General features: G+C 67.1%; 16 protein-coding genes and 1 tRNA gene. 3 read left to right on the top strand and 14 right to left on the bottom strand.

Translation table 11 applies throughout. From position 1 onward, the window contains the following. Positions 1-23: 23 nt before the first annotated feature. The 10 genes from VHO04_RS07460 to VHO04_RS07415 form a co-directional block, all read right to left on the bottom strand. Positions 24-1,235, bottom strand: a complete 1,212-nt coding sequence (locus tag VHO04_RS07460) for an MFS transporter (RefSeq protein ID WP_329627728.1) — start codon at positions 1,233-1,235, stop codon at positions 24-26. After that, entirely contained in the window at positions 1,228-2,280 is a 1,053-nt protein-coding gene (locus VHO04_RS07455) for a LacI family DNA-binding transcriptional regulator (protein WP_329627727.1), read from the bottom strand. Before VHO04_RS07455 ends, VHO04_RS07460 begins: the two co-directional genes overlap by 8 nt. A 94-nt stretch (positions 2,281-2,374) precedes the next feature. Beyond that, complete coding sequence (locus tag VHO04_RS07450; RefSeq protein ID WP_329627726.1) at positions 2,375-3,874, bottom strand: tryptophan halogenase family protein; 1,500 nt, start codon at positions 3,872-3,874, stop codon at positions 2,375-2,377. Then, positions 3,871-4,899 (bottom strand): cupin-like domain-containing protein, encoded by a 1,029-nt coding sequence (locus tag VHO04_RS07445; RefSeq protein ID WP_329627725.1) that lies wholly within the window; start codon positions 4,897-4,899, stop codon positions 3,871-3,873. The genes VHO04_RS07450 and VHO04_RS07445 overlap by 4 nt, the downstream gene beginning before the upstream one ends. Then, the gene (locus VHO04_RS07440) at positions 4,892-5,611 is read right to left on the bottom strand and encodes a SapC family protein (RefSeq protein WP_329627724.1); all 720 of its coding nucleotides are present in this window, start codon (positions 5,609-5,611) and stop codon (positions 4,892-4,894) included. The genes VHO04_RS07445 and VHO04_RS07440 overlap by 8 nt, the downstream gene beginning before the upstream one ends. A gap of 152 nt (positions 5,612-5,763) precedes the next feature. Further along, positions 5,764-8,775 (bottom strand): TonB-dependent receptor, encoded by a 3,012-nt coding sequence (locus VHO04_RS07435; RefSeq protein ID WP_414713090.1) that lies wholly within the window; start codon positions 8,773-8,775, stop codon positions 5,764-5,766. 519 nt (positions 8,776-9,294) lie between these two features. Then, positions 9,295-15,771 carry an autotransporter domain-containing protein gene (locus tag VHO04_RS07430; protein ID WP_329627723.1) on the bottom strand — a complete coding sequence of 2,159 codons (6,477 nt, stop codon included), beginning with the start codon at positions 15,769-15,771 and terminating at the stop codon, positions 9,295-9,297. Between the two features lie 178 nt (positions 15,772-15,949). After that, entirely contained in the window at positions 15,950-17,056 is a 1,107-nt protein-coding gene (locus tag VHO04_RS07425) for a helix-turn-helix transcriptional regulator (protein ID WP_329627722.1), read from the bottom strand. A 167-nt stretch (positions 17,057-17,223) separates the two neighbouring features. Beyond that, the gene (locus VHO04_RS07420) at positions 17,224-18,552 is read right to left on the bottom strand and encodes an alpha/beta fold hydrolase (RefSeq protein ID WP_329627721.1); all 1,329 of its coding nucleotides are present in this window, start codon (positions 18,550-18,552) and stop codon (positions 17,224-17,226) included. A 223-nt stretch (positions 18,553-18,775) separates the two neighbouring features. Next, positions 18,776-18,849: transfer RNA gene (locus tag VHO04_RS07415), tRNA-Cys, on the bottom strand. A gap of 243 nt (positions 18,850-19,092) precedes the next feature. Between VHO04_RS07415 and VHO04_RS07410 the strand changes: the two genes are divergently transcribed. The 3 genes from VHO04_RS07410 to VHO04_RS07400 all read left to right on the top strand — a co-directional run bounded on the left by VHO04_RS07410 (position 19,093) and on the right by VHO04_RS07400 (position 21,847). Then, entirely contained in the window at positions 19,093-19,755 is a 663-nt protein-coding gene (locus VHO04_RS07410; RefSeq protein WP_329627720.1) for a protein-L-isoaspartate O-methyltransferase, read from the top strand. A 48-nt stretch (positions 19,756-19,803) separates the two neighbouring features. Beyond that, complete coding sequence (locus VHO04_RS07405; protein WP_329627719.1) at positions 19,804-21,297, top strand: TolC family outer membrane protein; 1,494 nt, start codon at positions 19,804-19,806, stop codon at positions 21,295-21,297. Between the two features lie 157 nt (positions 21,298-21,454). Next, on the top strand, positions 21,455-21,847 hold the full coding sequence (locus VHO04_RS07400; protein WP_329627718.1) for a DUF2497 domain-containing protein: 393 nt from the start codon (positions 21,455-21,457) through the stop codon (positions 21,845-21,847). A gap of 16 nt (positions 21,848-21,863) precedes the next feature. Here VHO04_RS07400 and VHO04_RS07395 read toward each other — a convergent pair whose 3' ends face one another. Genes VHO04_RS07395 through VHO04_RS07380 form a run of 4 tightly spaced genes read right to left on the bottom strand, consistent with a single transcriptional unit; the run spans position 21,864 to position 25,262 of the window. Continuing rightward, a complete protein-coding gene (locus tag VHO04_RS07395) occupies positions 21,864-22,043 on the bottom strand; it encodes a hypothetical protein (RefSeq protein WP_329627717.1) in 180 nt (59 codons plus the stop codon). A 47-nt stretch (positions 22,044-22,090) separates the two neighbouring features. Then, positions 22,091-22,960 carry an NAD(+) diphosphatase gene (gene nudC, locus VHO04_RS07390; RefSeq protein WP_329627716.1) on the bottom strand — a complete coding sequence of 290 codons (870 nt, stop codon included), beginning with the start codon at positions 22,958-22,960 and terminating at the stop codon, positions 22,091-22,093. After that, entirely contained in the window at positions 22,960-24,246 is a 1,287-nt protein-coding gene (locus VHO04_RS07385; protein ID WP_329627715.1) for a serine hydrolase domain-containing protein, read from the bottom strand. The genes nudC and VHO04_RS07385 overlap by 1 nt, the downstream gene beginning before the upstream one ends. Then, complete coding sequence (locus VHO04_RS07380; protein WP_329627714.1) at positions 24,243-25,262, bottom strand: A/G-specific adenine glycosylase; 1,020 nt, start codon at positions 25,260-25,262, stop codon at positions 24,243-24,245. Before VHO04_RS07380 ends, VHO04_RS07385 begins: the two co-directional genes overlap by 4 nt. Positions 25,263-25,288: the final 26 nt, after the last annotated feature.

Here is a 25,288-nt window from a genome sequence, read left to right as displayed (position 1 = left end):
AGCATCCTGTTCGGCAACGGGAATCAGGCGGTGCGCGGTATCGTGGCGAGAAGCAGCACCGCCGTCGCCGCGAGCGCCGCGAGCAGCAGGAACAGCGCGTCGAAGCCGAAGCCGGGCACGAGCGAGATGGTGAGCCACGGCATGATCAGCGAAGGGATGGTGTTGGTGAGGTTGAAGATGCCGAGGTCGCGCCCGCGATGGTCGGCGCGCGGCAGGACACGCAGCGTCTGTCCGCTATGGAGCGACAGAAAGGCGGTCGTCGCGATCCCGAAAACGAGATAGGCCGCCTTCGCCGACGTGGGATCGGCGGCGAGCGCCATGCCGATCAGCCCCGCGCAGGTCAGCACCGCGGCGACGGCGAGCGGCACGAAAGGGCGGCCGTGGCGGTCGGCCCAGCGTCCGGCGAGCAGCGCGACCGGCACCGCGATGGTCAGCGCGAGGCTGAAGATTCGCGCCTTTTCATGGTCGCCCATCGTGGGATCGATCGACCGGAACCAGAAATAGAGATAGGCAAAGAGCGCCGCCTCGGCGATCTGGACCAGCAGCCGCGCCAGCCACATACGGACGGCCGGACGCGCGTCGTCGGGGACGCGGTCGGCGATATCGGAACGGGGCTCGACCGCCATCAGCTCGGGAAAGGCGCGCGGGCGGCCGAAGAGCAGCGCGGGCAGGATCGCCGCCGCGACGAGCAGCGCGATCGCCGTCACGCGCTGCTCCATCGATACGAGCCCCGGCAGCGTGACCAGCGCGCCCGACCAGGCGCCGAGCGCGGGCGAAAGCGCGAGGAGGCCGCCGAGCAGCCCCTTCTGCGCGTCGGGAACGACATCGCCCGCCCAGGCCGACAGCGGCCCGAGGATCATGTTGAGCGCAAGTTGCCACGCGAGCAGCAAGGCGAGCAGAGTCGCCATATCCTGCGCGTGCGGCACCGCGAGCAGCAGCGCGATGGTGAGGACCAGCCCCGCCAGCACCCACGGACGGCGGCTTTGCGTGCGATCGCTGAGCCAGCCGAAGAGCAGCCCGCCCGCGCTGGCCGCAAGCGCGCCGAAGAAGGTCAGATAGCCGAGCCAGCGCACATCGTCGGCGCCCGCGAGTTCGGCCATGCGCGCAGGGAGCAGCAGAGTCAGGAACGGCACATAAGCGATCGCGCCGCCCGCGGCCGCAAGCGCATAGAGCAGCAGGAAACGCACCGACTGGCGGCGCGGCGGCGCGGCGCCGTCGGCCAATGGGTCAGCCAATGGGAGGCGCCGTCGAGCCGCGCTCGATCAGGCCACCGCTGACCACCGTCGGCGCGTCGGGCAATTTCTCGCCGCGCTGCACCGCGATGATCAGTTCGACCGCGCGCGCGACCGTCGCCGCCACCGGCTGGTCGACCGCGGTCAGCGGCGGCTGGGCGAAATGGACGATCGGCGTGTTGTCGAAGCTGACCAGCGACAGGTCGCGCGGCACGTCGAGCCCGCGTTCGCGCGCGACCTCCAGCGTCGCGAGCGACATCTGGTCGTTGCTCGCGATGATCGCGCTCGGTGGGGCCGCGCCTTCGAGCAGGCGCCGCGCCGCCGCCTCGCCCGAGGCATAGCTGAAATCGCCCTCGGCGAGCAGCCCGTCGACCGGCAGCCCCGCCGCCGCCATCTCCGCCTTCCAGCCGTCGATGCGCCAGTGGCTGAGGTCATATTCGACCGACCCCGAAATGAAGCCGATGCGCCGGTGGCCGAGCCCGATCAGGTGCCGCGTCGCAAGCGCCGCCGATCCTTCGTCGTCCATCGTCAGCGCGATCCCCGCCTCGCCGCCGTGCGACCCGATGCGCGCGAAGGGAATCTTCTGCGCATGGAGCAGGTTCACGATCAGCGGATTGTCCGAGTGCGGCGGGGTCAATATCACTCCGTCGGGCTGAAGCGCCGCGATCGTCGCGCGCAATTCGCGCTCGACATGGTCGGTGTGCGTATCGACCAGCTCGAAAATCATCCGATAGCCATATTCGGCGCATTTCAGCATCCCGCCGAACAGCATCTGGTCAACCCAGTCGGTGCCCTGCCGCGCCTTCCAGTCGGCGATCGTGCGTTCGCGGTCGTTGATCGCGAGGATCAGATAGGATCGCGACCCGCTCATCCGCTGCGCCGCGATCGACGGGACATAGCCCAATTTGTCGATCGACGCCTGCACGCGCTCCTTCATTTCGGGGCGCACATTGGGCTCGTTGTTGATGACGCGGCTGACCGTCTGCAGCGACACCCCCGCATCGGCCGCCACATGCTTGATCGTCACCGATTGCCGCCGGCGCCCCATCAGTACGTTCCGTTCCCCACCACCTCGGTCCCGGCCCTGATAGGGCCGCGGCGGGCGCATGGCCAGACGGCAAGATACGCGTTTTCCATCTTTTTCACGCCGCTTGCGGCTCCCGCGCGCCGCAATAGCGCGCGACATAGGCGTGATGGTCGGGCAAGGTCGCGGCGGTGCGCGCGGCGCTTTCGCGCAAACCCGCCATGAAGCGGTCGAGTTCGTCGGGCGATAATTTCTCGGCGATCGGGTGCCAGCTTTGCGGCTCGATCCCCTGCCCCATCATCACCTGAACCCAGCTATTCTCGCCGAACAATTCCTCATTCTTGCGGAACACCCGGCCGGTTTCGCGGAACAGCTCGATCTTCTGCTGCAGGCTGTCGGGGATCGGCATCGCGGCGACATGGCGCCAGAAGGGGCTGTCGCGGCGCTCGGTCGCCTTATAGTGCAGGATCACGAAGTCGCGGATTTGCTCGATGTCGCGGCGCTGCTGCTCGTTGAACTCGATCGCGTCGCGCTCGCTCACGCGGCCGTTGGGCATCAGGCGGATGAAGCGCAGGATCGCGCGCTGGATCAGGTGGACCGTCGTCGCCTCGAGCGGCTCGACGAAGCCGCCCGCGAGCCCGACCGCGACGCAGTTGCGAACCCATTGCCGGCGCCGCGCCCCGCCGCGGAATTTGATGTCGATCGGCTCGACCAGCGGCTCGCCGAGCGACGACAGCAGGCGGTCGAGCGCCGCGTTGCGCGACAGGTAACGGCTCGAATAGACGATCCCCGCGCCCATCCGGTGCTGGAGCGGAATGCGCCATTGCCAGCCGGCATCGTGCGCGATCGCGCGCGTATAGGGCATCGGCGGTCCCTGGTGCTTTGACTGGAGCGCGACCGCGCTGTCGTTGGGCAGCCAATGGCCCCAATCCTCGAACCCCGCGTGAAGCGCGCCGTCGATCAGCAGGCCGCGAAAGCCGGTGCAGTCGACGAACATGTCGCCCTCGACGCGCCGCTCGCCGTCGAGCAGCAGCGCGGCAATATTGCCGGTCTCGCCGTCGAGTTCGACCGACTGAATCTTACCCTCTATGCGCTTTGCGCCGTCAGCCTCGGCGAGCCCCCGCAGGAAGCGGCCATAGAGCGTCGCGTCGACATGATAGGCATAGTTCATCCGCTCTTCGGGCAGATGCGCGAACTTGCCCTGCAGCCCGGCGACGAGTTCGAGGCAATAATCATCATAGCTGTGCGGATAGCCCGCGGCCCGCGCGCGCAGCCAGAAATGCTGGAAGCCCGCCGACCAGTGATCCTTGCCGCTGAGGCCGAAGCTGTGGAAATAGCTGTCCCCGTCCTGTTTCCAATTGTCGAACAATATGCCGAGCTTGAAGGTCGCCTGCGCCGCGCGCATGAAATCGGGCTCCGGAATGCCGAGGATGCGGTTGAAATTGACGAGCGGCGGGATCGTCGATTCGCCGACCCCGATGGTGCCGATCGCCTCCGATTCGACGAGCGTCAGGTCGATCGTCGCCCCCATCGTCCGCGCGATCGCCGCCGCCATCATCCAGCCCGCGGTCCCGCCCCCGGCGATCACGATACGGCGAAGCTGCTTGCCCTCGGTCATCTGCTCAACGTCCTTAGTAGAAAGGCGCGCAACCGCCCCGCACTCTCCGAAGTGAGAGGAGCGAGAATGCCGCGTGCGGGTGGAGGAATATGGTCGGTCGCCTGGCCATCGTTCCGGAACACATAATGGTCGAACAGGTCGCGCCAGATCGCCTTGTCCGCGGGCGCCATGTCGCGGATCGCGAGGATCGCATGGTTGAGCGCTTCCTGCGGCTGGCCGAACCACGCCGGAGTGCGGCGCCACCAGTAATTGACCAATATGTTGAAGTCGGCGAGCGCCTCGACATGGTGCCACCACATCGAGGGGATGAAGATCGCGTCGCCGGGCTCGAGCTCTGCCGTCTGCGCGTGCGCCATCGCCTCCGCGAAACGCGGATAAGCGGCAAGATCGGGCGCGGCGAAATCGACCATGCTGACGGTGCGGCCGGCGGGGGTATTGTCGATCGGCCCCAGATAGAGGTTACCGAACTGGTCGGGCGGAAACAGCGTGAAGCGCCGCCGCCCCGCCGCACAGCAGGCGAGATTGTCGGGATAGTCGTTGTGCGCGGCGATCCGCGTCCGTGTCCCGATCCAGATGCTCTTGAGCGGATCGCGCGCGCCGAGATCGATCGGGTTCGCGGTGTCGAGCCCGTCGAAATGCGTCGGAATGTCGATCGAGGCGAGATAGACGGTGCGGATGTCGCCCAGTTCCTCGCCCTTCGCCAGCCCCGCGAAGATGTCGGCAAGCTTTCCCGTGCCGGTGCGGAAATTCATCGCCATGTCGGCGTCGTAGAACAATCGCCCGTCGTGCCCCGGCGGGCCGATCGAGACCTTGAACGCGCGGTCGCGGGCATGATCGAGCAGATGACGCCGCGCCGCCTCCGCCGAGGTCCGGCCCGCAGCGACGAGCGGCCAGTCGGCGACGAGCCCGCGCAGCACGAAGGGTTCGCGCGCGCCGTCCAGCAGCGCATCCAGCCCCGCGTCCCGCCATTCGCGCTCGGGCACGCGCGCGGCGCGGGTGTCGATCGGGGCGTCTCGCTCAGCCATCGCGCCGCCTGCTGTTCTTGCGCCGCGCGAGTTCCGCGAGCTGCGACAGCGAGGCGAGCGCCATGAAGACCGGCATCAGATGCCCCGCCGCGTGCAGCGCGCCAAGCACATCGGCATCGAGCGCGCGCAGCCGCGCCTCGTCGATGATGTGAAAGCCGACAAGCGAATGGAGCGACCCGTCGTCCAGCGTGACCTCGAAGGTGAAAGGTTCGAGCAGGTCATGCTCGGCGAGCGCGTCGAAAAAGGCGCCGCTCTCGCGATAGCCGTCGTTGAGTTCGCCGAGCTTTCCGGCGATGTCTTCGAGGAAGGGCGTCGCGAGGCCGTTCGCATCGAACAGCCGCACGCCATCGTCGCCTTGCGCGATACGCGGGTGCGCGAGGTCGACATGCACCTGTCCCGGCCCCTCGCCGTTCGCCGGCCGGCCGATCAGGAAAGGCTGGATCGCCAGCGATAGCGGGCGATACCCCCCGTCCCAGCGCGCGCCGTCGAGAAAGAGATTCTCGCCCGTCTCGAACCCCAGCAACGCGACCGCGAAAAAGCGCTCCTGCCCCGCCTCGCGCCGGAAGAGGATCGGAAAATCGGCCTGCACGCGGCGGAATTCGGACGGCACGATCAGTGTCGCCATCACCCCGTCGCCCAGCTCCGCCCCCGCGTCGGCGCGGACGCGAAGGTCGCGGTGGCTTTGGTTGTCGAGGGGGGCGTGGCTGGTCATCCGATCCTTTGTCTCCCGTTCGGCAGCGGCGGTTTTCGCCATTGGGAACGTTCCTACGCCACCCGCCCCCGCCCGTCACGCAAAAGAGCCGCGCCCCGAAGGCGCGACTCTCTCGCCGGTTGGCGGCAGGGAGGGGTTGCCGCGCCTGGAGGTTAGAAGTTGAACCGGATACCGGCCGCGTAGCGAGCGAAGCCCGGCGACACGAAGGTCACATTATTGCTGCTTCGCATATGCGCGCGCCGCCCCTCCCCGGTCAGGTTGATCGCCTCGACGAAGGCGGTGAAGCCGGGGATGAATTCATAGCTCGCGCTGGCGTCAATCTGCCAATAGGCCTCGACATAGGTCGGGTTCGGCCCCGTCGATTGCAGGAACTTGTCGCGCCAGTTCCACGCGACGCGCGCCTGCAGGCCGCCCTTGTCGTAATAGGCGACCGCGTTGGCGCTGTCGGAAAGGCCCGTGAGCGCGAACTGCGGCACCGATGCCGGCTGCCTATTGTCGTAGACGGCATCGCCGTTGACGATCGTGTAGTTCAGCAGAACGCCGAAGCCTGTATCCCAGAAGCTGTGCTGGAGCGCGAACTCCCAGCCGTTCAGCGACGCGGTCTGATCGCTGTTGATCGGCTGCGTGATCTGGAAATTGAGCAGCGGATCGCCGGGCGCGCTGTTGATGACGCCGACATAGGTGCCCGGCCCGCCGCCGGTGATCGTCACCGTATCGGGATAATGTTCGAAGATATATTGGCGGATCTGCGACACCGTCGCCCCCTGCCCGATCGCCGCAACCGCAGCGTTCCAGCGCGGCCCGTTCACCGGGGTGGTCAGCCCGAAGGCCGGGGTATCGACGCGGGTGGTCGAGATGAAGTTGCTGACATCCTTGTGGAACCAGCCGACCGACACATAGCTGCCGGGCGCGTAATACCATTCGGCGGACAGGTCGATATTCTTCGATTTATAGGGGACGAGCCCCGGATTGCCCTGCGCCCCCGTGCCGCCGCCGACGCGGAAGAGCGTGTCGAGCGTGCGCCCGCCCTGCATATTGGCATAGTCGGCGCGCGTGATCGTGTGGCTGTACGACGCGCGCAGCTTGACGTCCTGCAGCGGCGAAACGTCGAGGTCGAACGCCGGCAGCCAGTTTTCATACGAGCCCTTGAAGCGCGTGAAGTCGCTGTCGCCCGACAGGACGATGTTGAATTCATTCTCGCCCACCCAGCGCGTATCGACGGGGACCGGCACCAGTGCTGCCGACGAAATATCGGTGCTTTCGTAACGCAGTCCGGCGACGAAATGCGCGGGATTGTCGAACAGATCGAATTTGGTCGCGACCTGCACATAGGGCGCCAGCGTCTTTTCGGTGATGCGCCGGTCGGTGTTATACGCCGCGATGCAGGTGCCGGGAATCGCCTGCGCACCGGTCAGCGGTTGGCTGCAGGTGCCGTAGAGGCTCTCGATCAGGTCGGCCATCCGTTCGAAATCGAACGAATAGAAGCTCTGGATCATCCCCGGCTGCGCGAGCCCGGGGAATTTGTCGGGCAGCGTCTGGAGCGTGAAGATGTCGTCGGGAATGTCCGATGCGGGCCCCGCACCGCCCCAGGTATCGTTCTGGATCGTGCCGAAGGCGGACCGCACATGATTCTCGACATAGGATACGCCGAAATCGATGCTGTCGAGAAAGCCGCCCTCATGATCATAGCGGCCGTGCAATTGCACCTGGTTGATCTCGTCGCGGAAATAGGCGGCGCGGAACGCATTGCCCGTCGGCTGGATCAGCGCCGCGTTCAGCGGATCGATCCCCGGATACATTTCGTAGGACAGGATCGGCAGGTCGTTCTCGAAATTGATCATCTGGTTCTGGATGCCGAAGATCGCGTTGCCCACCGACATGCTCGACCCGAAACGGTTGACCGGCTTCACCGTCGCGGTCGAATGATGCGCGTCGAAGTCGATCGTCACGCCGTCGTCGCCCTGCCAGGTCAGGTTGAAGCCCAGCGAGCGGTTTTCGGCGCGGTTGTCGCTGAGCGCGCCGCTGTAGGACAGATCCTTGCCGCTGTTGAGCGTCGTCTCGCTCGGCGGCGCGCCTGGCGCCGCGAAATGTTCGGAATAGAAGATCGGGCCCGCGACGGGGCCGTCGGTCCACGCGCTCGTCGTATCCTCATGGTTGAACCAGATGCCGACATTGCTGTTCCGCGTCTGCACCGTGTTGCGCGAATAGGTGTAATCGAGCGTCGCGGTCAGCCCGTCGACGGGGCGGAATTGCAGCACCGCCTGCCCGTTGATGCGCTCGCGGTCGATGTCGTTGAGGTCGTAGGAGCCATTCTGCGGCACCTGATAGACGTCGTCCGGCCCCGGGCGGTTGGTGATGTTGGCGAAGCGCGGATCGCCGGGGAAGGCCAGTCCGCCCCACATATTCTCATCGGACCCGAGATAGCCGTCGCGCCAGCCGACATTGGCCTGGTTCGTGCTCGACTTGCGCTTCTGATAGGAGCCGGTGATCAGGATGCCGATCCTGTCGTCGGCGAACGTCGTGCTGAAGATGCCCGAGATTTCGGGCGTGATCGGATGGCCTTCGTTGCGCGACGAATCATAGACCCCCTTGACCGAGAGGCTGCCGTGCATCCCCGGCTTGTCGAGCGGGCGCGGGGTGCGGATGTTGATCGTCGAGCCGATGCCGCCCGATTCGACCGTCGCGCGGCCGCTCTTGTAGACCTCGACCGCGGCGATGCCTTCGGACGCCAAGTTGGCGAAGTCGAACGAGCGCGACGAGGGCGCGCTGCCGCCGTCGCCGATGATCGCGGTCGGCATCTGGCGGCCGTTCAGCGTCACCAGGTTGAATTCGGGGCCGAAGCCGCGAACGGTGACGGTCGAGCCTTCGCCGTTCGAGCGGTCGATCGACACGCCGGTGATGCGCTGGAGCGATTCGGCGAGGTTGGTGTCGGGGAATTTGCCGATGTCTTCGGACGAGATCGCGTCGACGACGCCCTGCGCGTCGCGCTTGATCGCGGCCGCCGATTCGAGGCTGGCGCGGATGCCGGTCACGACGATCTCGTCGCCGCCGCCAGTGTCCGCCGGCCCCTCCTGCGCCATCGCGGTCTGCGCCGCGCCCATCAGCGACAGCGCCGACGTACCGACCAGAAGCCTGGCGAGCCAATGCCTGTGCGAAGCCTGCATCCTGAACCCTCCCGATTGAGCCGCTCTGATGACGGCGTTTTCATGTGAACGTTCACCTAAATGATAACGTTCCCTTTGTCAACGCGCCGACGCATTCCGCCATGGCGGAGGCGTCGAGGCGGAGCGATCGTTTCACAAGCGGAAAAGACGCATCGGCACAGCCGATAATCGATCAAAAGGGCTTTGAATCCAAATGATTTTTCCAGGCGGCGCGAAGGGCACGCCCGCAACCGTCTGTCGCGTAGAACAGCCGCCGCGCGGCGTTTGCGATTACGAATGCAATGCGCAATCGGCGGAGCGGGTGCACCGGCCGAATCCGGCTTGCGGAGCGCTGCAATGGAAAGGGCCCACCAGCAGGCGGGCCCTTTCAGGCCTCCGGCACGTTAAGTGCCGGAGGCCTATCCGTCCGCTCAGGGTCGCAGCGAGCATCGGGATATCGTCTTCATCGGATGGGGCCGGAGCGATTGACCATGCTCCGGCCCCTAACCGCATGTCCTCCGTCCAACCGGGGTAGTGTGGTCAGAAGGCGATCCGCGCGGTTATCCGCACACCGTGCGTGCTGCGATCCGACGCGAGCGTGCCGCTGTAGGCGGCGCCGATCCGCAGATTGCCCGCGCTGTAATCAAAGCCCGCCTCGACCTCGGCCGAGGTCTTCGGGATCAGCGTGCCGAGCAGCGCGAAGCTGCCGCCGCCGGTCGCGAAGCCGGCGAGGGCCGAAGCGCCGCGATCACCCGACGCACGGTTCCACGCCGCCGACAGATAGGGCTGGAAGCCCGGCTGGTCGGCGTTGAGACGCGCCCGGGCGCCGAGGCTGAGGAAGGTCGTTTCCTGCTCGGCCTTGGCGAGCGCGAGCGCGGCATTGCCGCCCGTCTCGACAAAGGCGTCGCTCTTGGTGCGGACATGCGCGATCCGGGCGAAGGGGGTGAGCGCGAGGCTACCCGTCTTCACGTCGTATCCGGCCTCGGCGAACAGTTGCAGCGTGTTCGCATCGCGGTTCGATTCGAGCGTCTGGGCAAGCGGCGTGAAGCCGATCGTGCGCACCGTGTCGACATCGTGCCAGCCATAGGCGAGCCCGGCCGCGCCGCGGAAGCCCGCGCCGGTGCCATAGGTCAGGTGCGCGGCCAGATATTTGCTGTCGGCCTTGGCCCGGTCGCTGCGGCCGCCGAAGCGGAAGTCAGAATTGCCGATCCCTGCCGACAGCGCCGCGGCGAAGCCCTTGCCGCCATAGCCGATACCGGTCACGAAGCCCTTGTGATCGGTGTCCATCGCGAAGCGGCCCGCCTTGGCGTCGAAATCGCCCCAGCCGCCGAAGGCCGAACCCCAGACGAACAGGCTCGCTTCCTCCGGCCCCGTCAGCCCGTAGAGCGCATTGCGCAAGTGGCGGCTGTCATCGGTGAGCCCGCTGATCGTGCTCGCGAGGATTTCGCCCGACAGATCGCCGAACGCCGCCTGCGCGCCCGCCGCATTCTGGTTCACGACCGCCTCGAACAGCGGATCGTCGATGCCGCGCGACTGCACCGCGGCGGCGACGCCCGCCTGGTTGAAGCCGATCGCGACGTCGGCGAAATCGACGTCGTTGCGATAGAGCGACAGGGTCACCGCCGTCGCGCTGTAGCGCAGCAGCGGATCGAGGAAGGCGAGGTCGCTCGTCACCGAACCGAAGCTGCCGTCGACGCCGCCCGCGCCGGTGACGATCACATAGTCGGTGCGGCCGTTGTAGTCGCCGTCCTCGGCGAGCACCGCGACGCTCGCGCCGCTGTCGATCGTGACGGTGCCGGTCGCATCGACCCGGTCGCCCTGACCCGCGGCATTGACCTCGACCTCATAGACCGAGCCCGCGGCGAAGGTCAGGTCGCCCGCGACGGTCAGGCGGCCGATCGAATTGCCCGGGGTCAGCGCACCGCCGTCGTTGATCGTCGTCGTCCCGACGCTGCCGTTGCCGCCAAGCGCGCCGCCCGCGTTCACCGTGACGTCGGAGACGATCGAACCGTTGACCGCGAGCTTGCCGCCGTCGACCGTGGTCGGGCCGCTATAATCGCTGGCGCCCGACAGGTTCAGCGTGCCGTCGCCCGTCTTGACGAAGCCGCCACTGCCCGAGATCGCACCCGCGAACTCGCTGTTCGTGCTCTGATCGACGGTAAGCTGGTTGTCACCGAGGACGACCTGGGCATCGCCAGCGCCCGCCAGGCCGCCGATCGTCTGATCCTGGCCGGTGATGTCGAGCGCGCCGCCTTCGCCGAGGTTGAACTCGGTTTCGGGGTCGATGATGCCGCCGATGCGCACCGCGCCGCCGAAGATATTGGTGACGCCCTGGAAGGCATAGTCGCCCATGAAGGTCAGCGTGCCGGCGCCGCGCTTGTCGAGCGTGCCGCTGCCCGAGAAGGCGCCCAGGAAGTCGTAATCGTCCGAACGGTTGAAGACGAAGCGGCCGTCGTTGACGATATTGCCCTCGAAGCTGCCCTCGGTGCCGCCGGCGCCGAGTTCGAAATAGCCGTCGCCTTCGGTGAGGACATCGCCCTGAAGCAGACCGGTCAGGACAAGGCCGCCGTTCGAGACGATGGTGCCGCCGGTGTGGCCCACCGTATCGGTGTCGACGGTGAACACCGCGTCGCCGATGAGCTGCAGCCTGCCGCTGCCGCTGATCGTCAGTTCGTCGAGGTTGGACACGGTCTCGTCGTCGCCGAAGTTCAGCACGAGGAGGCCGTTGGTGACGACCGACGCGGTCAGGATCGGCGAATCGGCTTCGCCGCCGACCGTCACCTCATTGACCTGAAGCGCCGCACCTTCGTCGATCGCGACCTGGCCGAATTCGCCGACCACGCCCGATGTCGACCAATAGCCCGCCGCGACCTGCAATTCCTCGAACCCCGTCGCGGCGGTGAGCTGCTGCGCTTCGGTGAGCTCCAGAATGTCGCCGTCGAGGACCAGCCTGTCGGTGCCCGCGCCCGCATCGACGACGCCGGCGATGGCGCTGCCGGTCTTGAGTGTGACGCTGTCGTCGAAGGCGCTGAGCGTTGCCGCAACGCCGTCACCGCCGCTCAGCGTCCCGCTGTTCACAAGGTCGATCTTGCCGAGCGACGTCAGTGCGACGCCCGTCTCGCTGATGATCGTTCCGCTGTTCGCGGCGGTCGCGCTGTCGACATCGATCTCGACGCCGCCGTTGATCGTGCCGCTGTTGACGAGCGCCCCCGTCTTACCGGCGGTCGCCTGCTTGCCGATCACGACGCCGGTGAGTCCACCCAAGATCGTCCCGGCGTTGGTGACCGATGCGCCGCTGACCGCCAATACGCCATATCGTACGCCCGAAATCGTGCCGCCGTCCTGGTTTTCGATGCTGCCGAGCATCGTGCTGCCGCTGGTGTCCTGCCCGCCGAACGCCTGAATCGTGATCCCGTCGGTCTGGCTGCCTGCGACACCCTTGATCGTGCCGCTGTTGATGACTGATCCGCCCCCGAAGAGGCGGACAGCATCATTGGCATCGCCGCGGATCGTGCCGCTGTTGGTCACGCTGGTATTGACCGCGCGAATCTCGGTCTGGCCGGTTTCGTCATTATAATAAAGCTGGGTGACGATCCCGTAGCCAGCGCCCGAGATGGTGCCGCTGTTGGTGATCGTGGCTCCCGCCGACTGGACCAAGACACCGGCGTCGGCGGGGGCATCGGGCCCCTCATAAGCGCCGTTGCCGCGGATCATGCCCGCATTGTCGAGCGCAAGCGACCCATCGCCGCCGGCATAGACGCCGTGGGTGCAGCCCTCGATCGTAGCGCCTTCGGCATTGGTGATCGTGACGTCCCCGAGCGTGCCGTGGAACACGCCCGCACCGGCCTCGCTGCTGATCGTTCCGCTGTTGTCGAGCGTCGCGGTTGCGAGGTCGCTGCCGAAACCAAGGCCATAGCCGTTGATCCCGTCGGCGCGGGTGCCGGTTATCGACCCCGAGTTGACGACACGCGCGGTCAGCCCGCTCCGGTTGCCGCTATCGAGCGCGGTACCCTGGATGAAGAGTCCGCCCTCGATGCCTTCGATCGCGCCCGCGTTGCTGACGTCCCCGCCGCCCGACAGGATGATGCCGAAGCGGTCACCCGTGATCGATCCGCCATCGGCATTGGTGACAAGGGCGCCATACCCCTCGCTCGTCTGGTCGGCATAGCCATACATCGAAATGCCGTCGGCGAGCGCGCCGCCCGTTCCGGTGATCATGCCGCTGTTGGTGACGCTGCCGCCGCCGATCAGGCGGACGCCGTCGTTCGATTCGCCGGCGATCGTCCCGCTGTTTTCGATCTCGGTGCCGATGGCGAGACCGACGAGCTCGCCGATCTCCTCATCATATTGGTAGGCGGTGGTGATGCCTGCGCCGACGCCCGAGATGGTGCCGCTGTTGGTCACGCTCGACGCGGCGGTCGTGATCGTGATGCCGGCGTCGGGCGCCGCGGCGAAGCCGTCATAGGTGCCCTCGCCGCGAATGGTGCCCGCATTGTTCACTGCGAGCGTGCCGGTCGCGAAGGAATAGATGCCCGAGGTCGCACCGGTAATCGTCCCGCCCTCGGCATTGGTGACCGTCACGTCGGCGCGCGAGCCCTGCGACACGGCGGCGCCGAAGTCGCTGACGATCGTGCCGCTGTTTTCCAGCGTGGCGGTCGACATGTCGCTGCCGAAGCCGACGCCATAGCCGTCCCCGCCGCTGCCGCCGAGGTCGCCGGTGCCCCGGATCGTCCCCGAATTGACGACGCTGGCGGTCAGCCCGCTGCGGTCCTCGCTCGGGTCGGAGTTGAGCGCGGTCCCCTGGATATAGACGCCCCCGTTGCCGCCCCGGATCGACCCGGCGTTGACGACCTCGCCGCCGCCCGAGAGGATGACGCCAAAGCGATGCGCCGCGATTTCACCGCCTTCCTCGTTGGTGACGAGCGCGCTGTAATCCTCGTTGGCCTGGTCGGTCTGGGCGAACATCGAAATGCCGTCGGCATAGTCTGCGATCTGGCCATAAATCGTGCCGCTGTTGGTGACGCTGCCGCCGCCGATCAGGCGGATGCCATCGTCGCCCTCCCCGATGATCGTGCCCTCGTTGACGACGCTGGTGCCCGTCGCCCGGCCCTCGAACACCCCGGGGCTGGCCTGAAAGGCGCCGGTAGTGATGCCGAACTGGCCGCCCAGGATCGTGCCGCGGTTGGTGATCACCGCGTCGGGAGTGAGGATATTGATCCCGGTCTGCGAATCGCCGCGGATCATACCATCGTTTTCGACGACAAGCCGGCTGGTGTTGGCCGTGATGGCGACGCCGCCCGAGGCGATTTCGGCGTCTTCCAGATTGTTGACGATCAGGTCGCCGGTCGACTGGCCGACGATGCCGAGCGCGTTGCCGTTGATGATGCCGCTGTTGTTGATCGTCGCGGTATCGAGCGAGCCCCCGGCGACGATGCCGAGGAAGCCTGTCACCACGCCATCGTTATCGAGCGTCGCGCTGCGACCTTCCTGTTCGGGGGTCGCGCCCATCACGATCCCGATGGGGGTGACAGCGGTGGCGGGATTATACACGCCGGTGCTGCGGATCGTGCCGCTGTTCGTGATCGTTCCGCCGCCCGACAGCACGGCACCGAAGGTCTGCCCCTCGATGACGCCGTCCTCGTCGTTGACGATCGACCCGATTCCCGTGATGCCCTCGGCGACCGCGCCCTCGAATTCGCTGATCGAGACACCGATCCCCGCCGTTCCGGTGGCGCCGTTGCTACCCTGGATGGTGCCGCTGTTGACTACCGATCCGCCGCCGGTCAGCGCGACCGCCGCGCCGCCTGCACCGATGATCGTGCCGCTGTTGGTGACGCTGGTGTTAGCCGCCAGCGCCTCGAAGACCCCCGGGCTGCCCTGGAACACGCTGGTGGCAATGCCCGACACGCCGCCCCGGATCGTGCCGCTGTTCTCGATCACCGCATCGGCGCTCTGGATATTGACGCCGTTCTGGCTTTGGCTCTGGACCAGGCCGGCGTTGGACAGCGCCAGCGTGCTCGTGCCGACGTTGATCGCGTTGCCGCCGGCGAGGATCTGGCCGTCCTCCGCATTGTCGATCGCCAGCGCGCCGGCCGACGAACCCAATATACCGAACGCCTGCCCGTTGATGATGCCGCCATTTTCGATCGTGACGGTATCGAGCGATCCCGCCGCGACGACACCGAGGAAGCCCTGGACGAGCCCCCCGTTGGTCAGCGTCGCGCTGCGCCCTTCCTGCTCGGGCGTGGCTCCCAAGATGATGCCGATGGGGGTCTGGGCACCGGGAATCGTCGGATTATACTGGCCCGTGGCGCGGATCGCGCCGTGATTCTCGATCGTTCCGCCGCCCGAAAGCACCGCGCCGAAGGTCTGCCCCTCGATCACGCCTTCGCCATTGTTGACGATCGTGCCGATGCCGTCGACGCCCTCGGCGATCGCGCCCGGAAATTCGGAGATCGCGACGCCGACCCCGGGGACGCCGCTGCCGGGGAAGCCGTCGAGGCCGCGGATCGTCCCGTCGTTGGTGACGCTGCCGCCACCGACCAGCGAGACGCCCGAGCCGCCTTCGCCGCTGATCAGCCCGGTGTTGACGACCACCGTGTCGGCGGCGCGTGCTTCGGGCGGCAGTTCCTCGTCATTTTCGTCCTCGCTGAAGAAATAGGAGGTCGCGATGCCGTTCGCGGCGCCGCTGATCTCGCCGCTGTTGGTGATTTCCGACCCCGGCTGCGCGATCACGATGCCGCCGCTCGGCCGGCTGTCGATGCCTGGTCCGTTGCTGGCGCCGTTGCCACGGACCGTCCCGGCATTGTCGACGATGACCGGGCCATTGTCGGCATAGATGCCGATATCGTCGCCGACGATCTCCTCACCCTCGCCGACGGAGATTTCCAGCGGGTCGGGTTGGTCGTTGTGGATGCCAAAGCTGCCCTGCGCCTGCGCGGCGGGCGTGAGCTGCAGGATCGAGAGCCCGGCGATCGCGCTCGTCGCGAGCAGGCGCGATTTTGAGATATTCGACATGATGTGGTTTCCCCCTGGTTCTGAAGTCCGAGCGAAAGGGTCTCCGCAAGCGCACCGCGCTCCGGCCTCCCTTTGTCCGCAATGTTCGTCACGACCCCCGTGATCGACGGCTTATTAACCGCTTAACAACAGCCGTATTTTATCCGCCGTCTTGGCGTCATCCCCCGGCGGGGGGTCCTCATGCAAAAAATGGTGCCAGCCGGCGCATCAGCGCCGCCTCCCCATTGACGCCGCATTTTTGATAGATCTGCTTGATCTGGCCGCGCAGCGTCTCGCCCGTGACGCCGCGTTCCTCGCTGATTTGCGCCCGCGTCTTCCCCTCGAACAGCCGCAGCGCGATATCGGCTTCCGCCAGGCTCAGCCGATAGATCGCCGACAGATAGGCGGTCACGCCCGCGCGATCGCGCTTCGGGGCGTTGACGACCAGAATGGCGTGGGGGAGCTTGCCGAGCGACCATTCGCGCTCGGGCAACCGAAAACCTTCGATCATCAGCGGTTCCGCGTCATCGGTCGCCGCTAGCATCGTGCGGACATGCGGCGCGCCGCCGTCCGCCAAAAGCCCCTGGATCAGAGCGCGCAGCGTATGCGGCGCACCGTCGGCGTCGATCGACGAACCCACGCGCCGCACCGCGCCGGACTGCAACAGAGCCTCCGCCGCGACGGTCTGGGCGAGCAGATGGCCGCGCGCGTCGATGATGAAGGCGTTGATGGCGATCGCGTCGAAGGCGCCCGCAAATAAGTGCGCCTGATGCCCCTCCAGCTTCTCCTGCAACCGCACCGCGCGCCGAGCTGCGACGGCAGCCTCGGCAAAGATTCTGCGCTGGACCGGAGTGGTCCGCCCGTCTCGCCGGCTGCGCAGCGTCGACAGCCCGACGATCCCGAAATCGTCGACGACCAAATTGGTCTGGCAGCCGAAGGGAATGCCGATTTCCTCGCACCATTCGATATAGTCGCGCGACGCGAGGCTCGGGATTACCTCGTCATAATGATCTTCGTGCAGGATCGGATCATAATGTCCGCGGGCGACCTGGCGGTTCGAGGCCGCGACGCGAAAATTGGCCGTTTCGCTGTACCAGTCATGGCTTTCGGGCTTTCGGATCATGGCGGGCGTGAAGCTGGTCACCATGTTGAAGGGGATATCCCGCCCCGCGCCGACGCCGATCAGCTGCCCGCGGGAGGAACCCGTGCGGCTCGCCATCGTGTCGAGCGCGCCGAGCCATTTGCCGGGATCGAGCGCCGCATCGAGAAAGAGATCGTCCCAATCATATGGATGTCGCTGCCGCATCCGCTTTTCTACCCCCGTCCGCGCGACCGCGGCGGGTGGTCAATCCGCGCGCGTCGCAATGGCATTGCCCCGTCCGATCCGCCCCCCGGCGGATCCGTGACAGGCGCTCATGCTATCGTCCGCGGCGCAAAGGCGTCCATCCCGGAATGTATGGTCGTTTCAAAAAATCACGCCGGACCAAGCGCATCGACGACATGGTTGGGATGGGAATAGGCCAGCATCTGGCCGGCGCCTTCGATCCGCTGCAACGGCGTATCGGGCAAGCGGGCGCGCCAATAGCCGATCGCCGCTTCGGGCGCGTGGAGCACATAGTCCGCCGCCTGGATGATGCGCCACCGATCCTTGCCGGGCAGCGGCGCAACGTCGAACCCCGTCGCCCAGGCGCGCTGCTCCTCGACATAGCCGCGAATGCGCCCGCGCCCGAAATCGCGCGTCGCGCGCAGATAATCGGCGATGAACTGCGGATCGCTTTCGGCGAGCGCGAGATCGGGGGCGCTGTCGCGGAACGAGCGGATCATGCCGTCGCGCAGCCGCGTCGCGGTCCCGAAACGGGCGAGCGTGCGGATCGTCAGTTCGATGAGGGCCGGATTTGCAGCAAAGCGCCGCTTGACGATGCCGAGCGGGCCGCGATCGTGCGGCGTGTGCGCGATGGCGGGCGTCGGATTGACGAGGATCGCGCGATCGACGAGATCGGGGTGGTGGTGCGCCAGGCTCACGGCTGCCTGCCCGCTGCCCCGCGCGATCAGGTCGATCCTCTCGATGCCGAGCGTCCGGCACAGCGCCGCGACATCGTCCGACGCCGTGCGATAGGGCGGCGACGGATCGCGCGCCGCGTCGCTATCGCCGAATCCGGGGCGATCGATCGCCAGCGTGCGAAACCCCTGCCGCCACAGCGCCCGCACGAGGCGGGTCGGCGGCGCCCGGGCGGTGATCGTGCTGTGCAGGATGAGGACCGCCCGCCCGCCCGCGGGCCCATAATCCGAATAGGCGACCGTGCGACCATCGACCAGGATCGACGCACCGGGAAGAACATGGCCGCCCAGGATCGACACTTCGGGTTCGGCATCGACCTGTCCGTGCGACAGGGCGGCCGAGACCAGACGCACGATTTCCGCCGCATTGCTCGCGCCGAGGATCAGGTGGATATTCTTCATCTCGGCATCGACGACGGCGTCCGACAGCCCCAGGGCCTCGCCGATCTCCGCGCGGCTCTTGCGGACGGCGATCGCGCGCGCGATCGCGAATTGCCGGTCGGTCAACCCGAACAGGTCATGAAAGGCGGCGCCGACGCCCCGATCGTCGCTCATCGCGAGCGTCTGTCCCACCAGCATGGGAATCGTATCGAGCCCGAACTTCGTCTTGATCTCCGCGAGCATATTGCGCGCCGATACGTAGGAGCACCCCATCGCGCCCGCCGCCTCGCGCAGGCCGCCGGTTTCGACCAGGTGCCACAGAAGCTCCGACTGGCGATCGGACAGCGCGAATATCCGAGCCACATCGCCACGCGACGCGTGATCATGGCGACCGGCTGCATCGCACAAGAAAGTGGTCATCGGATGATCGGCGCCCCGCTTTGCCCGATCTTCAGTCCACACGATTCCCGGCTGGAAAACAAGCCGCGAAAGCCGCCGCGCCGGACCGGAAAGCCCATATGCCATCCCCGCATGAAGGTCGGATGCGGCCCGAAGGCGAAACTTTGCTGTCTGACGGGAATATGGTTGGAGGCCCGAGCCGGAATCGAACCGGCGTATACGGATTTGCAGTCCGCTGCGTCACCACTCCGCCATCGGGCCTCAGGCGCAGATTTGCGTGGAGAGAGCGCCCCTAGCGATTTCGCTTCGCACTGGCAATGCGATTATTGGGCGATTGCCGGCGATTGGCATCGATCCGCAGCAATGCGGGGCTTGGCGGCTCCCCCGTTGCCAGCTATTGCGCGGCGCAGGTTGGCGGCAGGGCTGTATTACTATTGCAATACAGCATGGCATGGGCTAGGTCTGCGCGCAACGCTTTGGGTCCAGAGAATCGGAAATCGGATGATGGCGACGAAATTGAGCGAGATGGGGGCGGCCGACATGCGCGCCGCGATGATCGACAGCCAGCTTAGGACGAACGACGTCATCGACCCCGCGGTGATCGGCGCGATGGGCGCGGTGGCGCGCGAGGCGCACGTGCCCGCGGCGCTTGCCGGCGTCGCCTATATGGACCGCGCGATCGATCTCGGCGGCGGCCGCGCGCTCAACCCGCCGCTCGTCACCGGCCGGCTGCTCGTCGCCGCCGACATCCGTGCCGGCCAGCGCGTGCTGCTGATCGGCGCCGCCACCGGCTATACCGCCGCGCTGCTTGCCCGGCTCGGCGCCGAGGTTCACGCGGTCGAGGAAGCGGCCGATCTGCTCGCCGCCGCCCGCGCCGCGACGCCGGGCGCGACCATCCACTGGACCGAAGACCCGCTCGCCGCCGGTGCGCCGAAGGCCGCGCCCTTCGACCGTATCATCATCGACGGCGCGATCGAGGTCTTGCCCGATGCGCTCGCCGCGCAGCTCGCCGAGGGCGGACGAATCGTCGCCGCGCAACGCGATGGCAGCGTGACGCGCCTCGTCCAGGGCGTGAAGATCGGCGGCGCGGTGGCGCCCCGTTCGTTCGCCGACATGGACGTGGCACCGCTTCCCGGCTTTGCGGCGCCGAAGGGTTTCCGATTCTGAAGGGCTCCGACGTCCCCTCTTCCTCCCCGTTTCAGGCTGAACATCCCAATGCACGATAAGACCTATATCGAGACCGGCCGCCGCGCCCGCTGGCTTGCCGGACTGGCGCTGGGGGCGCTGGCCCTGGCTGCGCCGGCGCACGCCGAAACGCTGCAGGGCGCGCTCGCCAAGGCTTATGAGAACAACCCGACGCTGACCGGCGCGCGCGCGGGCCAGCGCGCGAACGACGAGAATGTGCCGATCCAGAAAAGCTATGGACTCCCCGACATCGGGGTGCAGGCGAGCTATGACGAAAATGTCATCGTTCCGGGCAACAGTTTCAACTCCCCCGGGCGCTCGCTGACAGCCGGCGGACAGTTGACGGTGCCGCTGTACCAGGGCGGCGCCGTCCGCAACGCGGTGAAGGCCGCCAAATATCGCGTCGAGGCGGGGCAGGCCGACCTCCGCGCGACCGAGGCAAGCATCTTCTCGCAGGTCGTCGGCGCCTATATGGACGTCATCCGCGACATCGCGATCGTCCAGCTCAATCAAAAGAATGTCGCGGTTCTCAAGACCAATTTGCAGGCGACGAGCGATCGGTTCGAGATCGGCGATCTGACGCGCACCGACGTCGCCCAGTCGCAGGCGCGGCTCGCGCTCGCTGAAGGCGATCTGCGCACCGCCGAATCGAACCTGATCCGCAGCCGCGAAACCTATATCAAGCTCGTCGGCGATGCGCCGGTCGACCTGCAGCCGCCGCCGGCGCTGCCCAACCTGCCGGCGAGCGCGGAGGACGCGGTCGCGATCGCGCTGAACAACAACCCCGACATCGATTCGGCGAACCAGCTGCTCAAAGCGAGCGACGCCGATATCGGCACCGCCAAGGCGACGCGCGCGCCCAAGGTTTCCGCGATCCTGAACGGCGGCTACAATAATTATCTCGGCTCGCTGAACAGCGGCGTCGAAGGCGTCAGCGTCCTGCAGGAAACGTCGAGCGCCGCGGCGGGCGTTCAGGTCACGCTGCCGATCTTCACCGGCGGCCGCCGTTCGGCGCAGGTCCGCCAGGCGCAGTCGCGCAGCAGCCAGGCGATCGAGAATTATGTCGCGGTCGAACGCGACGTGATCGCCCAGACGCGCGGCGCCTATGCCGCGTGGCAGGCGAACGAGCGGATCATCGCGGCGACCGAGCAGGCGGTCGGCGCCAACGGCCTGTCGCTGGAGGGCGTGCGCGCCGAAAACAGCGTCGGCACCCGCTCGATCCTCGACATATTGAACGCCGAACAGGAATATCTGAACGCCGAGGTCCAGCTCGTCTCGGCGCGCCGCAACTCCTATGTCGCCGCTTTTTCGGTCCTCGCCGCGATGGGCAAGGCCGAAGCGCGCGATCTGGGGATCGAGGGCGGCGCGCTCTACGACCCCGAGGCGAATTACCGCCGCGTCAAGGGCCAGATCTGGGACTGGGCCGACGATCCGAAGCCGCAGCAGGTCGCGACCGATACCAAGGCCGTTCCCGCCGCCAACGCGAGCGTTCCGCCGTCGATCGACACAACGCTCCCCCAATAGATTTCGGCACAATAAGCTTGGCAAAAGCCGCTTCCCGCCGGTAGGATGATGGTTAACCGCCCTTGAAGGGCAACCCACGATGGCGTGGGGCCCGGATTCGTGGGGTAAGGGAGCAAATATGGGCGATCTGTCGCGAGAGCCGTCTATGGAAGATATCTTGTCGTCGATTCGGCGGGTGATTGCCCGCGACGAGGCACCGGGCGCGCGCATCCAGCGCGGCGGCGAAGACGTGCTCGACCTTCACGACGAAGAGGCGGACGAGGCTGAAGAGGCGGTGGCGGCGATCCCGACCCCCACAAAACCCACCGAAGAGGAACTGGTGTCGGCGGCGAGCGCGCACGCCGCGCGCCAGTCGCTCGAAGCGCTGAACGCCGCGGTCTCGCCGGCTGCGCCCACGGCATCCGCTCCCGCGGGGGGCCGCACGATGGAAGAGGTCGTGCTGGAAGCGCTTCGCCCGATGCTCAAGGACTGGCTCGACGCCAATCTCCCCGCGATGGTCGAGGCGATGGTGGCGAAGGAAATCAGCCGGATTACCGGGAAGAAATTCTAGGGCTCGAATCGCGTCCCTACTCGCTGTGCCGTTTGGCGAAGCGAAGGCCGAGCCACCAAAGAAGAAGAAATGCCACGAGCTGATATCCGGAGACGATTCCGCTGTGCGGAAAGATGATCTGTGGAATGATCAGAAACGGCAGCGCAAAGCTTAGATATAGGGCGAAAAGTAGCCAACCTGTCAGATTGACCGGCATATAGCCAAAGCCAATCCTCTCAAATAGGATGTGCTTTCTCTTCTTCGTCAACTCGCCCAATCCTCCAGCAGATAGCGCGCGATCGCCAGCGGCGGCGGCGCCATGAAGCTCGCGCCCATCTCGCCCGCGAGCGCCGCGCGCACTTCGGCGCGGTCGACCCATATCGCCGCTTCGATCTCGGTCGTGTCGAGCGTCAGCGCGGGGTCGCGCGCGACCGCGCGGCAGCCGATCATCAGCGACGAGGGGAAGGGCCAGGGTTGGCTCGCCACATAGCTGACGTCCGAAACCTGAATGCCCGCCTCCTCGAACAATTCGCGCGCGACCGCTTCCTCGAGCGATTCGCCAGGCTCGACGAAGCCCGCGAGCGCCGAAAAAAAGCCCGGCGGAAAGCCCGGCTGGCGCCCGACGAGCACCCGCCCCTCATATTCGGCGAGCATGATCACCACCGGATCGACGCGCGGGAAATGTTCGGCGCGGCACGATCCGCAATTGCGTCCCCAGCCGCCGCGGAAAACCTCCGTCTCCTGTCCGCACACCGCGCAAAAGCGATGCCGTGCGTGCCAGTCGACGAGGCTGCGCGCGCCACCATAGAGCGCCGCCTCCTCGGGCGATAGCAGGGGCAGCAGCCGCATCACGGTGCGCGAGCGCGCGTCGATCCGCGCCCCCGGCGCGGGACCGCGCACGAAGCGCGGCGCCCCGGCATCGTCGATCCCGAGCAGCAGCAGCGGCCGCTCGTCGGCCGGATCGAGCGGCTCCCAGATCAGCCCGCCGCGCTCGCCCGGCACCGGGTCGATCCCGTCCATCGCGAGACAGGTCGCGCGCGGGTCGCGCGTCGCCGCCGCGAACGCCTCGGCATCGGTGCGAAGCGGATCGGCGCGGTCGAGCCGCGCGCCCGTGAACCCCAGTGGCAGCGGCATCAGGCCATCACATCCTTGTAGAAGGCCTTGCCGAAGTCGCGCTGGAAGGGCAGCGCCTCGGCGGGCATATATTGCGCATAGCCGCCGACGCGGTAGCCGCGCGTGCGGTCGACGAAGCCGATCGTCCCCGCCGCACCGCCCCAGCCATAGACGCCTTCGCCGGTCGGCGACGAAGCGAGCGACACGCGCCCGCCGGCGCCGAAACCCTCGCCCTCGACGAAGCTGTTCTTCGTCGTCGCCCCTTCGGGCAGCAGGTTCGACATCGCGAGCTGCGCGGTTTCGGGTTTCAGGATGCGGACGCCGCCCGTCTCGCCCTCCCCCAGCAGCATCGCGAGAAAGCGGTCATAATCGCGCGCGCTCGCGACGAGACCGCCGCCGCCATAGGGAATCGGCGGCTTGTCGAGATAGATCGAGCTCGTCGCCGGATCGATCGGCAGCAGCGCGCCGCCGAGCGGCGCATAATTGGTCGAAAAGCGCCCGACATCGGCCGCCGCGACCTGAAAGCCCGTGCTGGTCATGCCGAGCGGATCGAAGATGCGCGCCTTCAGGAAAGCGTCGAAGGGCTGTCCCGACACGACCTCGATCACGCGGCCCATCAGATCGAGCCCGACCGAATAGCTCCACTGGGTGCCGGGTTCATAGACGAGCGGCAGCCTGGCGAGCCGGTCGGCGAATTCGGCAAGGCTCGGCGCCGACGCCGATGTCGGCATGCCGGGGATCGGCAGGCGGCTGACCTGCCCGCCGAGGATGCCGGCTTGGTTATATGCGTCGCGCAGCGGTCCCTTCTGGATAATACCATAGCCGAGCCCCGCGGTGTGGGTGAGCAGGTGGCGCACGGTGATCAGCGTCTTCGCGTCACGCACATCGGTCAGCGATCCGTCGGGGGTGTTCTGCACCTTCATCGTCGCGAAGGCGGGCAATATGTCGGCGATCGGCTGGTCGAGCTTCAGCCTGCCTTCCTCGACCAGGATCATCGCCGCCATGCCGGTGATCGGCTTGGTCATCGAATAGAGCCGCCAGATCGTGTCGCCATCGACCGGTTTCGCCGAATCTATCGCCTGCGTCCCCGCGCCGAAAACGTCGAGCGCCCCCTGCGCCTTGCCGATCGCGGCGAGCGTGCCCGCGAGTTCGCGGCGATCGACGAAGCCCTCGATGAAGGCATCGGTCGCGGGATAGAGCGCCGCACCGTCGGCCTTCCACGCAAAGGCCGCGCGCGGCAGCATCATCCCCGCGCCGCCGAGCGCGAGTCCGCCGAGCATCGCGCGGCGCGAAACCATCATGTTCATGCAATCCTCTCCCGCATCCTGTCGGTCAGTTTTCGATAGAGCGTCGGCAATCCCGCCGCGTCAAGCGCCGAAAGCGGCCACCATTCGCCTTCCCCTGCGGCAAGCTCGCTTTCGCGGGCAATAAGGGTCAGCCGCAGGGCGAAATGGGTAAAGCCATGATCGACGTGGACGAGGCCGGACTCGGGCGGCGCCTCGTCGGTCCACTCGCCGCCGGGCAGCGCACGCATCCCGCCGAGCATCCCCTTGCCGGGGCGGCGCACCAGCCAGATCGCATCATCGCGCTCGATCCACCAGGCGACGCCATAGCGCTGCGGCTTCGCCTTCTTCGGCGGCTTGACCGGCAGCTTTTCGATATCGGCGCGCCCGCGCGCGCGGCAGTCGGTCCTCACCGGGCAGATGCCGCACGCAGGCGCGCGTGGGGTGCAGATGGTCGCCCCGAGATCCATCAAGCCTTGCGCGAAATCGCCGGGGCGGCCCCGCGGAACGAGCGGCGCCAGCGCGGCGCGGATCGCCCGCTTCGCGGCGGGCAGCGGCGTTTCGATCAGCCGGTGCCGCGCGATCACCCGCTCGATATTGGCGTCGACGACGACCGAGGGCCGGCCGAACGCGATCGCCGCGACTGCCGCCGCGGTATAATCGCCGACACCGGGCAAGGCGCGCAGCCCCTCCTCGGTATCGGGAAAGCGCCCGCCATGCCCGGCGACCACCGTCCGCGCGCAGGCGAGCAGGTTGCGCGCGCGGGCATAATAGCCGAGCCCCGCCCACGCCGCCATGACGTCGGCGTCGTCGGCCGCCGCGAGATCGGCCACCGTCGGCCAGCGCCGAACGAAGCGCATGAAATAGCCTGCGACCGCCGCGACCGTCGTCTGCTGGAGCATGATCTCGGCCATCCAGACGCGATAGGGGTCGGGAACCGCATCGCTGCCCGGCGGGATGCGCCACGGCAGATCGCGCGCCGCGCGGTCGTACCAGCCGAGCAGGCGGCCGGCGAAACTATCGATGCTCTGGACGCTCACCCCTCGCCTATGGCATGGCGGCGGCG

Source organism: Sphingopyxis sp. (assembly GCF_036261875.1).
In the GTDB taxonomy this organism is placed as follows: Bacteria; Pseudomonadota; Alphaproteobacteria; order Sphingomonadales; family Sphingomonadaceae; genus Sphingopyxis.
This window is presented reverse-complemented; position numbering and strand designations above follow the sequence as displayed.